The 12,982-nt window shown below is 65.9% G+C and carries 13 protein-coding genes; 10 read left to right on the top strand and 3 right to left on the bottom strand.

Translation table 11 applies throughout. The annotated features are described in order from the left end of the window. Positions 1–26 precede the first annotated feature (26 nt). Positions 27–695 (bottom strand): energy-coupling factor ABC transporter permease, encoded by a 669-nt coding sequence (locus LV476_RS07885; RefSeq protein ID WP_250075036.1) that lies wholly within the window; start codon positions 693–695, stop codon positions 27–29. Between the two features lie 149 nt (positions 696–844). Here LV476_RS07885 and LV476_RS07880 point away from each other — a divergent pair, with 149 nt between their 5' ends. The 7 genes from LV476_RS07880 (at position 845) to LV476_RS07850 (ending at position 7,210) form a co-directional block, all read left to right on the top strand. Then, positions 845–1,261, top strand: coding sequence for a SirB2 family protein (locus LV476_RS07880; RefSeq protein WP_250075035.1), 417 nt, complete (start codon positions 845–847; stop codon positions 1,259–1,261). Beyond that, positions 1,258–1,755: a 5-(carboxyamino)imidazole ribonucleotide mutase gene (purE, locus tag LV476_RS07875; RefSeq protein ID WP_250075034.1), complete on the top strand. Its 498-nt coding sequence runs from the start codon at positions 1,258–1,260 to the stop codon at positions 1,753–1,755. The genes LV476_RS07880 and purE overlap by 4 nt, the downstream gene beginning before the upstream one ends. Before the next feature lie 4 nt (positions 1,756–1,759). Beyond that, positions 1,760–2,953: a 5-(carboxyamino)imidazole ribonucleotide synthase gene (locus LV476_RS07870; protein WP_250075033.1), complete on the top strand. Its 1,194-nt coding sequence runs from the start codon at positions 1,760–1,762 to the stop codon at positions 2,951–2,953. 29 nt (positions 2,954–2,982) lie between these two features. Further along, positions 2,983–3,603, top strand: coding sequence for a hypothetical protein (locus LV476_RS07865; protein ID WP_250075032.1), 621 nt, complete (start codon positions 2,983–2,985; stop codon positions 3,601–3,603). A gap of 211 nt (positions 3,604–3,814) precedes the next feature. Next, a complete protein-coding gene (gene glnL / locus LV476_RS07860; RefSeq protein ID WP_250075031.1) occupies positions 3,815–4,924 on the top strand; it encodes a nitrogen regulation protein NR(II) in 1,110 nt (369 codons plus the stop codon). A 7-nt stretch (positions 4,925–4,931) separates the two neighbouring features. Continuing rightward, entirely contained in the window at positions 4,932–6,377 is a 1,446-nt protein-coding gene (gene ntrC / locus LV476_RS07855) for a nitrogen regulation protein NR(I) (protein ID WP_250075030.1), read from the top strand. An 89-nt stretch (positions 6,378–6,466) separates the two neighbouring features. Then, positions 6,467–7,210, top strand: coding sequence for a ParA family protein (locus LV476_RS07850; protein ID WP_250075029.1), 744 nt, complete (start codon positions 6,467–6,469; stop codon positions 7,208–7,210). A gap of 13 nt (positions 7,211–7,223) precedes the next feature. Here the strand turns inward: LV476_RS07850 and LV476_RS07845 are convergent, their stop codons facing one another. Together LV476_RS07845 and LV476_RS07840 are read right to left on the bottom strand one after the other, a co-directional pair. Beyond that, a complete protein-coding gene (locus LV476_RS07845) occupies positions 7,224–9,689 on the bottom strand; it encodes an ABC transporter permease (protein WP_250075028.1) in 2,466 nt (821 codons plus the stop codon). Then, positions 9,686–10,417 carry an ABC transporter ATP-binding protein gene (locus LV476_RS07840; RefSeq protein ID WP_250075027.1) on the bottom strand — a complete coding sequence of 244 codons (732 nt, stop codon included), beginning with the start codon at positions 10,415–10,417 and terminating at the stop codon, positions 9,686–9,688. The genes LV476_RS07845 and LV476_RS07840 overlap by 4 nt, the downstream gene beginning before the upstream one ends. Before the next feature lie 5 nt (positions 10,418–10,422). Here LV476_RS07840 and LV476_RS07835 point away from each other — a divergent pair, with 5 nt between their 5' ends. The 3 genes from LV476_RS07835 to LV476_RS07825 all read left to right on the top strand — a co-directional run bounded on the left by LV476_RS07835 (position 10,423) and on the right by LV476_RS07825 (position 12,763). After that, on the top strand, positions 10,423–11,250 hold the full coding sequence (locus LV476_RS07835; RefSeq protein WP_250075024.1) for an arylesterase: 828 nt from the start codon (positions 10,423–10,425) through the stop codon (positions 11,248–11,250). A gap of 284 nt (positions 11,251–11,534) precedes the next feature. After that, positions 11,535–12,221: an AbiV family abortive infection protein gene (locus tag LV476_RS07830; RefSeq protein ID WP_250075022.1), complete on the top strand. Its 687-nt coding sequence runs from the start codon at positions 11,535–11,537 to the stop codon at positions 12,219–12,221. 92 nt (positions 12,222–12,313) lie between these two features. Further along, positions 12,314–12,763, top strand: a complete 450-nt coding sequence (locus LV476_RS07825) for a hypothetical protein (protein ID WP_250075019.1) — start codon at positions 12,314–12,316, stop codon at positions 12,761–12,763. Positions 12,764–12,982 lie beyond the last annotated feature (219 nt).

Here is a 12,982-nt window from a genome sequence, read left to right as displayed (position 1 = left end):
GGGCCTGCATAATCGCCGCGCATGCCTTAGCGGCCGTCGATGTAGTGGTGGTCGTCGAAGGAGATGACCCATTGCGGGATCACCAGCGCCAGCGCGGTCATGATCATGCCGTTGATCACACCCTCCGGGAACGCCAGTAGCGGCAGGATGCGCAGGTAGTTGTTCCAGATGATGTCGGCGTCGTAGAGCCCCATCGCCATCACCAGCAGCGCGGTGCCGAACCCGTGGACGATCACGCCCAGTACGGCCGAGAGGAACACGCCGATGAACAGGTAGATGAAGAAGTTCGGCGGCATCCAGCGCTGCGACGCCCGTGTTATGGCATAGGTGATCAGTGCCGGTAGCAGCGCGCTGAGGACGAAGTGCCAGCCGGTGATCGCCATGCCGCCGCCGAAGGCCAGGGGCAGCACGATCGCGGCGGCTAGCCCGGCGATCAGGGTCAGCTCCAGACCGATCACCAGCGTAACGGTGGCCGCGCCGAGGAAATGCAGCGTCAGTCCCGGCATCAGCGTGGCCTTGAGCGACCACATGCCCAGCAGGAACAGCGCGGCCAGTCCCACCAGGTTGAGGCGGGCCGGCTCGGCGCGCAGGGCGGACCACGGCGCGGCGCGTACCGCCCAGGCGACGCTGCCCAGTGCGATCAGCCAGCCGATGGTTGCCAATGGCAGGGAGACCAGGTGGTTGGGTAGCTGCATGGCTTCACCTCGTGTCGATCACCTTGGCGAGAAAGCGCCCCAAGGAGGAGCCCAGTGTAGCGACCTTGGGGGGTGAGCGCCGATGATTTATGCTTCTCCCTTTCCGCGTTTCGCGGCTTTCACGGACATATCAATCGGGAAGATTGCCCATGGCTCAAGCCTCGTTCTGGATTCACCTGCACGCCCTGGCGGCGGTGCTGTCGCTGCTCGGCTTTATCGTGCGCGGCGGCTGGATGCTCGCCGGCTCGTCAATGCTGAAGAAGAAGTGGGTGAAGATCACGCCGCACGTCGTCGATACCGTCCTCTTGGTCAGCGCGCTGGTTGCTGCCTGGCTGCTCTTCTGGAGTAACGGTGTCCACCCGCAGTTCCTCACCGTCAAGATCGTCGGCCTGATCGTCTACATCGGGTTGGGCCTGTTCGCGATGCGCTTCGGCAAGACCCGCGGCGTGCGCGCCAGTGCCTGGATCCTCGCGATTCTGGTGTTCCTGTACATCGCCGCGGTGGGTGTGGCGAACACGCACCCGCAGCTTCAGGACGTCCTGCCGGCCATGGTGACCGGCGTATGAGTGCCCAGCCGCTGGTTGGCGTGATCATGGGCTCCCAGTCGGACTGGGAAACCATGAGCCACGCCTGCGAGACACTCGAGGCTCTCGAGATCCCTTACGAGAAGGAAGTGGTCTCGGCGCACCGTACGCCCGACAAGCTGTTCGATTACGCCGAGTCGGCCGTCGGCCGGGGCCTGAAGATCATTATTGCCGGGGCCGGCGGTGCGGCCCACCTGCCGGGCATGGTCGCTGCCAAGACCCGTCTGCCGGTGTTCGGCGTGCCGGTCCAGTCCAAGGCGCTCTCTGGCATGGATTCGTTGCTGTCGATCGTGCAGATGCCGGCCGGCGTGCCGGTGGGCACGCTCGCGATCGGCCGTTCCGGGGCGATCAATGCCGCGCTGCTGGCCGCCGCGACGCTCGCCACCCACGATGAAGGGCTGGCCGGGCGCCTCGATGACTGGCGCGAGCGCCAGACCGAGGCGGTACTCGACAAGCCCGAACCGGGCGAGGCCTGAGCCGATGGGTGACGCAGAGGGTCAGTGCGAGGTGCCGCGCGTCGAGGGTCGTACCGGCGAGCCGGCGGGGCTTCATATCGGCGTGATCGGCGGCGGCCAGCTGGGGCAGATGCTGGGGCTGGCCGGCGTGGCCATGGGTCATCGCTTCACCTTTCTCGATCCGGCCTTCGAGCCGCCGGCCGCCTCGGTGGGCCGACACATTCAGGCCGAGTTCGACGATACCGAGGCGCTCGAGCGCCTGGCGGTCGAGTGTGATCTGGTCACCCTGGAGTTCGAGAATATTCCGCAGGCATCCGCCGAACGGGTCGCTGCGCGCAACTGCCTGATGCCCAGCCCTGCGGCGCTGGCCGTCGCCCAGGACCGACTGGAGGAGAAGCAGTTCTTCGAGGGCCTCGGTCTGACGGTCGCCCCCTGGGTGCAGGTCGACTCGGTGCGCGACATCGTTCAGGGCGTGGCGCATCTCGGCGGTGCATCAATCCTCAAGACGCGTCGCTTCGGTTACGACGGCAAGGGCCAGGTACGGTTGGCCGATCCTGCCCATGCCGCCCACGAGGGCGGGCCGGGCAACCCCGGCGAGGCGGCCTCGGCCTGGGAGGCGCTCGGCGGCGTGCCGGCGGTGCTGGAGAAGATGCAGCACTTCGAGCGCGAGGTCTCGATCGTCGCCCTGCGCAGCCGCAGTGGCGAGCAACGCGTCTACCCGCTGGTAACCAACGTCCACCATCACGGCATTCTCTGGCAGACCACCGCCCACCGGGGCGATCCGCTGCAGGCCGAAGCCGAGCGTGCGGCGAAGCGGGTAATGGAGAAGCTCGACTACGTCGGCGTGCTGACGATCGAGTTCTTCGTCGTCGACGGACGGCTGGTGATCAACGAAATGGCGCCGCGCGTGCACAACAGTGGGCATTGGAGTCTCGGCGGGGCCTGCACCTCGCAGTTCGAGAATCATGTCCGTGCCCTGCTGGGCTGGCCGCTGGGCGATACCGACCCGCTGGGCGAAGTCGCCATGCTTAACCTGGTCGGGCGCCTACCGGACCCGGAGGCCGTGCTGGCCGTGCCGGGTACCAGCTGGCACGATTACGGCAAGACGCCGCGAGCGGGGCGGAAGCTCGGTCACGTGACCGTCACCGCGCCGGATGCCAATTCGCTCGAGTCGCGCCTCGATCAACTCCGGGGCCTGATCACGCCGCCCGGCGACTGAGCCCGTCTTACTCGTCGAGGGAGGGAATCATGCCCGACGTCACCGGATGGAACCCCCGCCTGCTGGCTTTGCCGCTGGGCCTGGTCGCGCTGATCGGCGTGGCCCTGCCGGGCTCGGCCGCCAAGGTCTACCAGTACACCAACAGTGCCGGCGAGACGGTATTCACCGACGAGCCGGTGGCCGGCGCCAAGGTGCACGAAGTCGAATCGGCGCCCGTCATTCCGATGGAGCCGGTCGAGCTGCCCGAATCGTCGCCGGCCGACGCGCCGGAGCAGACGGCCCCCGAGACGACCCCGTCGACCGGGGCGGCTCCTTCGACCCCGGATGCCGGTGCCCCCAACCAGCCTGCGCCCGAGCCGACGGCCTACCAGCGCTTCGAGATCGTCGAGCCCGTCGACGGCGAGGTGGCCAGTCGCCCTCACAACAGCATCACGATCGCGCTTGCCATCGAGCCCGCGCTGCAGCGGGACGACCGGGTGTTCATCCTGGTCGATGGCCAGCCGCGTATCCAGGACTCCAGCGGTCGGCGTCACCTGATCAACGGTCTTGCCTCGGGGCGCCACCAGCTGATCGCCCAGATCCGCCGCGACGGCGAGGTGCTCCGTGAGAGCGCAGCGGTGACGTTCTCGTTGGTCACGTCTGCACAATAACGGAGCGTTGGGCTATCTTCATGCACTAAGTGGGTGCGTTTAGCGCGTTCGTCTGAGTCGTTGCCCCGCCTCGGCGCTTGTCCAGCCCCGTCCCGGCGCGTTTTCTCCGTTTCCGTGCCGTGTCGTCCGGCCGGGCACGCTAATTGCACCAAAATAGCCACCCGCCCGGCAGGAGCGTCCTGCCGGCCGCCCGAGCCCGGTGGAGCAGTGCATGAACCCGAGAACCGAGCCCCGCCTTGCCGACACACTCAACACCGCGATCGTGGTGCTCGACGAGCGCAACCGGCCGATCTATCTCAATTCGGCGGCGGAGCAGTTCCTCGGCACCAGTTATACCGCGGCGCTGAAGTCTGGGTTCGACGCGGTCTTCGAGGCCAATCCCCTGCTGGTCGACACGATCCGTGAGGCGCTGTCCACCAGCCAGGTGATGACGTTGCGCGAAGTGGAGCTGGTGCTCGCGCACGAGCTGGTCCGGATCGCCGACTGCGCCATCACGCCGCGGCCTGACTACCCCCGTGCCCGGGTGATGCTCGAGCTCAACGACATCGAACGTCACCTGCGCATCTCGCGCGATGCGCGCATCAATTCCCTGCAGATGACCACCCGCCAGATGATGCGCGGGCTGGCCCACGAGCTGAAGAACCCGCTCGGGGGCGTACGGGGCGCCGCCCAGTTGCTCGAACGTGAGCTGCCCGATGAGCGCCTGACCGAGTACACCCGCATCATCCTGCAGGAGACCGACCGCCTGCGCGGACTGATCGATCGCATGCTGGGGCCGATCGACCGGCCCAATTTCGAATGGGTCAACGTCCACGAGCCGCTTGAGCAGGTGCGACAACTGCTGCGCATCGAGGCGGGTGACCGACCGCTCGACTGGAAGCTCGACTACGACCCCAGCCTGCCCGACGTATGGGCCGACCGCGACCAGCTGGTCCAGGTGCTGCTCAACCTCGCCCGCAATGCGGTCCAGGCGATGCGCGAGGGCGAGACCCCCAACCCCCGCCTGACATTCCGCACCCGCGTGCTGCGCCAGTTCACCATCCACGGCAAGCGTCACCGCCTGGCGGTGCGCATCGATGTCGAGGACAACGGGCCGGGTGTGCCCGACGAGCTAGTCGAGACCCTGTTCCTGCCGATGGTCAGCGGCCGGGCGGGCGGCAGCGGTCTTGGCTTGTCGCTGGCCCAGACCATCGCCGAACGCCACCAGGGCATGATCGAGTTCGTGCCCAAGCGCCGGCTCACGCGTTTTTCCCTGATTCTGCCGATCCACCCCGATGATGATTCGCCGGGTTCGGTGTCATCCGATTCTTCGAACGAGTAGACCTGCCATGCAAGCCGTTGCCGACAAGCCGACCGCGCCCCGCCTGTGGGTGATTGATGACGACCAGGCCATCCGCTGGGTGCTGGAGCGCGCCCTGGCCACCACCGACTTCGACGTCGAATCCTTCGACGAGGTGGCCGGCGCGCAGTCGCGTCTCGACCGGGGCGAAGCGCCCGACGTGATCTTCTCCGACATCCGCATGCCGGGCGAGGACGGCCTGAGCTTCCTCACCCGGCTGGCCGTCGAGCATCCGGAGATCCCGGTGGTGATCATGACGGCCCACTCGGACCTCGAGAGCGCGGTCGGGGCGTTCGAGAAGGGCGCCTTTGATTACCTGGCCAAGCCGTTCGACATCGACGAGGCGGTGCGGTTGGCCGAGCGGGCCTATGATGCCTCGCGGGAGCGGGCGCAGCAGGCCGCCGTGCCCGAGGAGGCTGAATCGGGCTCGGAGCTGATCGGCAACGCGCCGGCCATGCAGGAGATCTTCCGCGCCATCGGCCGGCTGGCACGTTCGTCGGTCACCGTGCTGATCAACGGCGAGTCCGGCACCGGCAAGGAACTGGTGGCCCGGGCCCTGCACCGTCACAGCCAGCGTCGTGATGGGCCGTTCGTCGCGCTCAACACGGCGGCCATCCCCAAGGATCTGCTGGAATCGGAGCTGTTCGGCCACGAGAAGGGCGCGTTCACCGGCGCGGCCACGCAGCGGCGGGGGCGCTTCGAGCAGGCCCAGGGCGGCACGCTGTTCCTCGACGAGATCGGCGATATGCCGCTAGAGCTGCAGACCCGCCTGCTGCGGGTGCTCTCCGACGGCCATTTCTATCGGGTCGGAGGCACCTCGCTGATCCAGAGCGACGTGCGCGTGATCGCCGCGACCCACCAGCGCCTCGAGGACCTGGTCAAGGAAGGGCGTTTCCGCGAGGACCTCTATCACCGCCTGAACGTTATCCGCCTGAAGCTGCCTTCCCTGCGCGAGCGGGTCGAGGACATTCCGCAGCTGATGCGCTTCTTCCTCGCCCGGGCCGCCGAAGAGCTGGGTGTGCCGGTCAAGGCCCTCACCCGCGCGGCCGAGGCCCGCCTGTGCGAGTACCCCTGGCCGGGCAACGTCCGCGAACTGGAGAACATCGCCCGCTGGCTAACGGTGATGGCGCCGGGCAACGAGATCGGCCTGGACGACCTGCCCGACACGGTACGCCAGGGCGGGGCCGGCGAGACCGGCGGCGAGGGCGACGACCAATTGCTGTCGCGCTGGACCAGCGACCTGTCGCGCTGGGCCGAAGCGCGCCTGAAGGCCGGCGACGAGGATCTGCTGGCCACCGCCGGCCCCGCCTTCGAACGCACCCTGCTGCAGGCAGCACTTGCCTACACCGGCGGCCACAAGCAGAAGGCCGCCGCCCTGATCGGCTGGGGCCGCAATACCGTCACCCGCAAGCTCAAGGAGCTGGGCGAGCACTGAGGCGATTGCCCGCCGCCTGTAACAGGATTCGGCCTGACCCGGTGCTATGCTCGCGGGCAGGCTAACCAGAGGCAGGAGCAGGGAGTCGCATGGCCCAGACGGTCGCGCTGTATTCGGTCAAGGGCGGGGTGGGCAAGACCGCCTCGACGGTCAATCTTGCCGCGCTGTCGGCGGCCGCCGGGCGGCGAGTGCTGGTGTGGGATCTCGACCCGCAACGTGCCGCCTCGTGGTACCTGCAGGCCGAGCCCTCTGCCGAGCGGCCGGTCAAGAAGCTACTCAAGCCAAAGGGTATCGCCAAGGCGGTCAGGCCCACCATTCACAACCACCTCTGGGTGCTGCCGGCGTTGCCCGGCCAGCAGGCGATCGAGCATCATCTGGCCGACAAGAAGGATGCCGGCTACCGGCTGGCCAAGCTCCTGGACCCGCTGACCGATCAATTCGAGGAGATCTGGATCGATGCGCCGCCGGGCCTGTCCCTGCTGGCGGACAACGTCCTGCGTGCCGCCGACATGGTGCTGGTGCCGATGGTGCCGACGCACCTCTCCGAGCGCACCTGGTACCAGCTCAAGCAGCACCTCGACGAGCGCAAGATTCATCCGGAACACTTGCGCACCTATCTGGCGCTGGTCGATCGACGTCGGCGCATGCACCGTGAATTCCGTGAGCGCCATCGCCACGACATCCCCGAGCTGCTGGAGACCGAAATCCCCTACGCCTCGGTGGTCGAGCGCATGGGCGAGGACCAGCAGCCGAGCGTCTACCGCGAGCCGCGCCATCCGGCCAACCAGGCGTATCGTGCACTCTGGGAGGAGATCGACGCGCTGTTTGCCTGAGGGTGCGCGGACCTCAGCGCTGCAGCGCCCGTGCCGGCGGCACCCGCGTCATGCGCCGTCCCAGCAGTGGCGTGACTATGGTCGCGAGTAGCAGGCCAGTGCCCAGTCCCCAGAGCAGCAGCGACGGGTTGAGCGCCAGCGGCAGGTCGAACACCCGCGCCGAGAGCGTCGCACCGACGGCCATGGCGGCGACGGCCGCCAGAAGTCCCACCAGCAGTCCCAGGGCGAGGAATTCGATCCACAGGGCGGCGACCACCTTGGCGCGACTCGCGCCCATGACCCGCAGCACGGCGGCGTCGTGGATGCGCTGGCGCTCGCTCGCGCCGAAGGCGGCCAGCAACACCACCAGCCCCGCGGCCAGCGTGAAGGCGAAGACGTACTCGACCGCCTGGCTGGCTCGGTCGATCAGCGTGCGTACCTCGTCGAGAATCCGCGAGACATCGAACAAGGTCACCGTCGGGAATTCGCGCAGCAGGGCCACCTGCGTCTCTGGCGCCCCGTCGGGGAAGTGGAAACTGGTGATGTACTGCGCGGCCACCCCGTCCATCAGCGCGGGGCTGGCGATGACGAAGAAATTCGGCCGCATCGAATCCCAGTCGACCGCGCGGAGCGAGGTGATCGCGCCGCTGAGCTCGCGGCCGTCGACGGTGAAGGTCAGCCGATCGCCCAGCGACCAGCCGAGCGTCTCGGCAATGCCTTCCTCCACCGAGAAGCCTTCCGCCTCCAGATCGCCGGCAGTGACGCGGTTGTGGGCGGCGGCCTCCGTTCCCACGGAGAGGTTGAATTCGCGCGTGGCCAGCCGGTGGGCGCGGCCCTCGTATTGCGCCTTGTCCACTGGCTCCTCGCCCATCTCGGTCCAGCGGGCGCGCACCATCGGATAGAAGCCCGCGTTCTCGATCCCGGCGCGATCGAGGAAGGCGCGCATGCCGTCGACCTGTTCCGGCTGGATGTTGATCGCGAAGATACTGGGCGCATCGGCTGGGATCTGGCGCTCCCAGGCGTCGATCAGGTCCGAACGGACCACGGAGAGCAGCAGCACGGCGGTCACGCCCAGTGCCAGCGCGGCGATCTGCGTGGCCGAGGCCCAACGGGCGCGGGCCATGCGCGCCAGCCCGAAACGGGCCACGCCGCGGGCCGGCCAGCGGCGCAGCAACGTGACCAGAAGCCAGGCCGCGGCGAGGAAGACCAGCAGGCTCGTCCCCAGCCCGACGGTCACCCACAGGGTCAGTGCCGCGTCGCGGGCCTGGAACCAGACCAGCAGCGTGATCGCCGCAATGCCGGCGCCGAACAGCAGGGTGGCCGCCGGGCTGGGTGCGACCACGTGTTCGACCAGCACGCGCAGCGGCGGGGTGTGCTTGAGCTGCACCAGGCTCGGCAGGGCGAAACCGAACAAGGCGACCAGGGCGACCGCCAGCCCCAGCGCCACCGGGGTCAGGCCGGGCGCTGGCAGGTCGACGTCCAGTACCTGTGCCATCAGATCGGCGAGCAGCAGCTGCGTCATCGCCCCGATGGCAATGCCCGGGATGGCGGCCAGCAGCGCCAGCATCAGCAGGCGCCAGCGGTAGATCCCCCCGATCTGTCTCGAGGAGGCGCCCATTGCGCGCATCAGGGCCGCCGCGCCCTGCTGGACGCGGTTGTAGTGGCGCGCGGCGATCACCAATGCGGCCCCGGCGAGCAGCACGGCGACCACCGAGGCCAAGCCGAGAAAGCGCGCGGCGCGGTCGAAGGCGGTCTCGAAGGCCGGCTGACTGGACTCGGGGCGTTCGAGTCGCAGCCGCTCGGGCAGCCGTTCGGCGAACGCGTCCAGGCGGGCATCGCGATCCCCCGCATCGCTTGCCAGCAGCAGGGAGTGCTCGACGCGGCTGGTATCGGTCACCAGCCCGGTGGCGGCCAGGTCGTCGCGGTGGATCATCAGTCGCGGGGCGGCCTGGGCGAAGATGTTGCCCACGTCCGGCTCGCGTTCGAGCACCGCGGCGATAGTCAGCTGCGTCTGTCCCACCGCGATCGAGTCGCCGATCGCCGCATCCAGCGAGAGCAGCGCGCGCCGGGCGAGCCAGACCTCTCCCGGTGGCGGCCCGTGCTCGACGGTGGCCACCGTCTCGCCGTCGTCGATGCGCAGGTCGCCACGCAGTGGATAGTCGCCGTCGACCGCCTTCAAACCGACCAGCTGGCTGTTCTGCCCGGCGAGCACCACGGTGGGAAAGGTGACGTGCCGGCTGGTGGTCAACCCGAGGTCAGCGGCCGCCTCAGCCCCCTCGTCGAGCGGATCGGGGGATTCCACCCGGGCATCGGCGGCAAGGAACTGGGCGGCCTGGGCGCGCATCGCCCCGTCGACCCGGTCGACGAAGAAGCCGACGGCCGTCACCGCCGACACGGCCACCAGCAGGGCGAGCAGCATCGGTGTAAGCAGCCCGCTCTGCACCTCGCGGACCAGCCCCTGCCAGGCCAGCCGCGCGTTGCGCATCGCGCGGGGCATCATGTTTGACCCCGCAGGGCGTCGGGGTCGGGCTGCCAGTCGCTTACCCGGCCGGCGTTGATATCGAAGCCCCGGTCGCAACGGGCGGCCAGCGCCGGGTCGTGGGTGACCAGCACTAGCGTGGTGTGGTGGCGTTCGCGCAGACGGAACAGCAGGTCGATGACGTGCTCGCCGGTGGCAGTGTCCAGCGACCCGGTGGGCTCGTCGGCGAACAGGATGTCCGGTTCGATGACGAAGGCGCGCGCCAGCGCCACCCGTTGCTGCTCGCCGCCGGAGAGCTGGCGGGGCAGGTGGGCCAGCCGCTCGCCCAGGCCGACCTCGACCAGCGCCTCGCGAGCCCGTGCCTCGGCGCGGCGTTCGCCCGCCAGTTCCAGCGGCAGGGCGACGTTCTCCAGCGCGTTGAGCCCATCGATCAGCTGGAAGGACTGGAACACGAAGCCCACCCGGCCGGCACGTACCGCGGCGCGGCCGTCCTCGTCCAGGTTCTCCAGCGATTCGCCCGCCAGCCGGATCCGCCCGGTGCTGGGCGTGTCCAGCCCGGCCATCAGGGCCAGCAGTGTCGACTTGCCCGCCCCCGACGGTCCCACCAGCGCCACGGCCTCGCCGGGGCAGATTTGCAGGTGGGCCTCGTGCACAATGGTCAGCGGTTCGGGCGTGCGCACGGTCTGCGTCACGCCCTCGACGGTCAGGATCGGCTGGCTGTCGTCGCGGGGAGTTTTCGATGAGGACATGGGGAATGCTCGGATATCAATGGCCGGCCGGCATCGCCGGGCTGGTGGGCACCTCGAAAAACCTGCTGCGCGCACGAATGACGGCGTTGGGCGGTGCTCGCTCCCTCGCCTATCTGCATGATATGTCTCGGTCGCTGTGCTCCGCCCGCCTTGTCCTTCGCTCGCTCGCGACGATTTTTCAAGGCGCCCTATTGCTGCTGTGTTTCGGAGTCGGCGCGAGTATAGGTGACGACACCCCGCCCGCGCCGACCCACGCGTCAACTCAGGTACTGGTGTTCGGTGACTCGCTCTCGGCAGCCTACAAGCTTCCGGCCGAGGACGGCTGGGTCGCGTTGCTGCGCGAGCGGCTCGATGCGCAGGCGCCAGGGCGTTTCGAGGTGACCAACGCCTCGGCCAGCGGCGAGACCACCTCCGGCGGGCTCACCCGCCTGCCCGAGGTGCTCGAGACCGGCGACTACGACTGGGTGCTGCTCGAGCTGGGCGCCAACGATGGCCTGCGCGGCCTGCCGCTAAATGTCATCCAGGCCAACCTGCAGACCCTGATCGACCGCGTCGAGGCCCGTGGTGCCAAGGTGGTGCTGCTGGGCATCATGCTGCCGACCAACTACGGCCCGGCCTACGCCGATCCCTTCGCCGCCATGTACGCGCGCCTCGCCGAGACGAACGACCTGCCGGGCCTGCCATTCCTGCTCGAAGGGGCGGCCAGTGACCGCGAATTAATGCTTGAAGACGGTCTGCATCCGAATGCCGAGGGACAGAAGCAACTGCTCGAAAACGTTTGGAGCGTCGTCGAGCCGCTATGGGACCTGAATGAACTGAAGCCGGCACCATGAAGGTGTGGTGTCCCGGCACACACCCAAGCCGTCGGCAGATGCGACCGGGGTGTTATCCGGCGTATCTGCCGCATAAGGCTTTAGACTGCGCAAACGCTGCATAAAGGCTGTCTATTTCTTGTGGCTCTTTGTTACTTTGCATGGTTCTTTTTTGCTCAAGCCGAGAGGGAACGAGTCAGTTTGTTTAAAGACACAGGCGATAAAAATCGTTAACAAGACACTCAAGCGGACGGCGTAAACGCCACGCGCTTAGTTTTATCGTTATAAGCAACGGATAGAGTTCGATGGCCAACTGTCTGCAACAGTTCAAGAATCATCTGAGCTATTCACAGATCGCTGACGGCATGAACGCTGCTAGTGAAAATGCCCGCAGGCTGGTTGAGGATGCACAGATTCTCTTCGACTCCCAGAGATATCCCTCCGCCGCTTCACTAGCCATATTGGCGATAGAAGAGTCCGGAAAGTCTGCTATCTTACGCGAGATGGCTACTGCTCGAGACGGTAAAGCGTTAAAAGCGGGCTGGAAATCGTATCGTTCACACACAAAGAAGAATGTTGCGTGGATTCTGCCGGAATTGGCCATTAAGGGCGCTCGCAAACTAGAAGAGTTTGACCAGATTGCTGGCCCTCAGGGAGATCACCCAGAAATTCTGGATAGTCTGAAACAAATAGGCTTCTACACAGACTGTCTTGGTAACGCTCACTGGTCTGTTCCGTCAGCGGTTATCGATGAGAGCACAGCGAAAAGCATTTTGTCTGTAGCTCAAATTCTCTCAAAAAAAAGAGTCCATACTGAAAGAGAAATTGAGCTTTGGGTCGCACATGTTGCCCCAGTCAAGGAAAGTCAGTTGGGGCGGCAGAAAGAAGCTGTTTATGGTTGGTTCAAGGCTATGGAGGCTGAGGGACTTATCGAAGAAGGCGAGATTCCTTTCGCTGAATTTCTCGACATCCAAGAAAGTTATAATCAGTAGTTCCAGTTCGTTATGGGCCTGACGGCCCTCCACCGGATGCCCTTTTCGCTGCGCTACAAGGGCGCCGCTGAACAAAAGGGTTAGGTGATCACATGGGTTCAATTGAGATTATTGCCATCTCTATTCTGGCGTTGCTGGTATCAGTTACTTCCGCATTCTATGCTAAGAGAGCAGTTGATCAGGCTGCGTGGAGCAACAGGGTCAATCTTCACGAGCCTCGAAAGCGTATCTATGAGGGGCTCGTTCTTTATAGGCACCTCTTCGGAGACTACGACCTTCATCCAACCGAAGATGAGATCCAAGATTTTTACGTCAAGGTCGCAATGCCCGCGAGACTCTATTTTCCTGCAGAGATCGCTGATGAAATATACGGAATCTATGAGACGTCCTTCGCGTTTTACAAGCGCATTGAAGCAGCGGAGTCCGGGGAAAGTGGGGGTTCAAAGTGGGAGCCTATCAATCAATTCAAGGAGCAATCCATTTCGCGCCTTGATAATCTCATTCCAAGAGTGATCGCAGCCACGGAACTGAGAAATACCTAACTTAGCCGTTAAATCAGTAGTGATACCGGAGCTGGACGATCAGCAAGGCATCCTCTTCGTGATCTTTCAACCCATTCGGTGTTCTTCGTTGATCTGGCGTGACCAGCAGCTGGCGAGGCTGTGCTTGAGGGATCGGGTTTGCCGACGCCAGAGGATTCGCGCCTCGTTTCCTTGACCAGATTGTTGATCCGGTTGACCGACTCTTGTCCGTCTTTGCCG

This window comes from Guyparkeria hydrothermalis, from assembly GCF_023555385.1.
GTDB classification, from domain to species: Bacteria; Pseudomonadota; Gammaproteobacteria; order Halothiobacillales; family Halothiobacillaceae; genus Guyparkeria; species Guyparkeria hydrothermalis_A.
This window is presented reverse-complemented; position numbering and strand designations above follow the sequence as displayed.

Bases quoted from the DNA above. Each gene is read 5' to 3' on its own strand.
- LV476_RS07870 (WP_250075033.1), top strand. From the start codon at position 1,760: ATGGGTGACGCAGAGGGTCAGTGCGAGGTGCCGCGCGTCGAGGGTCGT.
- LV476_RS07865 (WP_250075032.1), top strand. From the start codon at position 2,983: ATGCCCGACGTCACCGGATGGAACCCCCGCCTGCTGGCTTTGCCGCTG.
- LV476_RS07825 (WP_250075019.1), top strand. From the start codon at position 12,314: ATGGGTTCAATTGAGATTATTGCCATCTCTATTCTGGCGTTGCTGGTA.
- LV476_RS07835 (WP_250075024.1), top strand. From the start codon at position 10,423: ATGCTCGGATATCAATGGCCGGCCGGCATCGCCGGGCTGGTGGGCACC.
- LV476_RS07840 (WP_250075027.1), bottom strand. From the start codon at position 10,417: ATGTCCTCATCGAAAACTCCCCGCGACGACAGCCAGCCGATCCTGACC.
- glnL (WP_250075031.1), top strand. From the start codon at position 3,815: ATGAACCCGAGAACCGAGCCCCGCCTTGCCGACACACTCAACACCGCG.
- LV476_RS07830 (WP_250075022.1), top strand. From the start codon at position 11,535: ATGGCCAACTGTCTGCAACAGTTCAAGAATCATCTGAGCTATTCACAG.
- ntrC (WP_250075030.1), top strand. From the start codon at position 4,932: ATGCAAGCCGTTGCCGACAAGCCGACCGCGCCCCGCCTGTGGGTGATT.
- purE (WP_250075034.1), top strand. From the start codon at position 1,258: ATGAGTGCCCAGCCGCTGGTTGGCGTGATCATGGGCTCCCAGTCGGAC.
- LV476_RS07845 (WP_250075028.1), bottom strand. From the start codon at position 9,689: ATGATGCCCCGCGCGATGCGCAACGCGCGGCTGGCCTGGCAGGGGCTG.
- LV476_RS07885 (WP_250075036.1), bottom strand. From the start codon at position 695: ATGCAGCTACCCAACCACCTGGTCTCCCTGCCATTGGCAACCATCGGC.
- LV476_RS07880 (WP_250075035.1), top strand. From the start codon at position 845: ATGGCTCAAGCCTCGTTCTGGATTCACCTGCACGCCCTGGCGGCGGTG.
- LV476_RS07850 (WP_250075029.1), top strand. From the start codon at position 6,467: ATGGCCCAGACGGTCGCGCTGTATTCGGTCAAGGGCGGGGTGGGCAAG.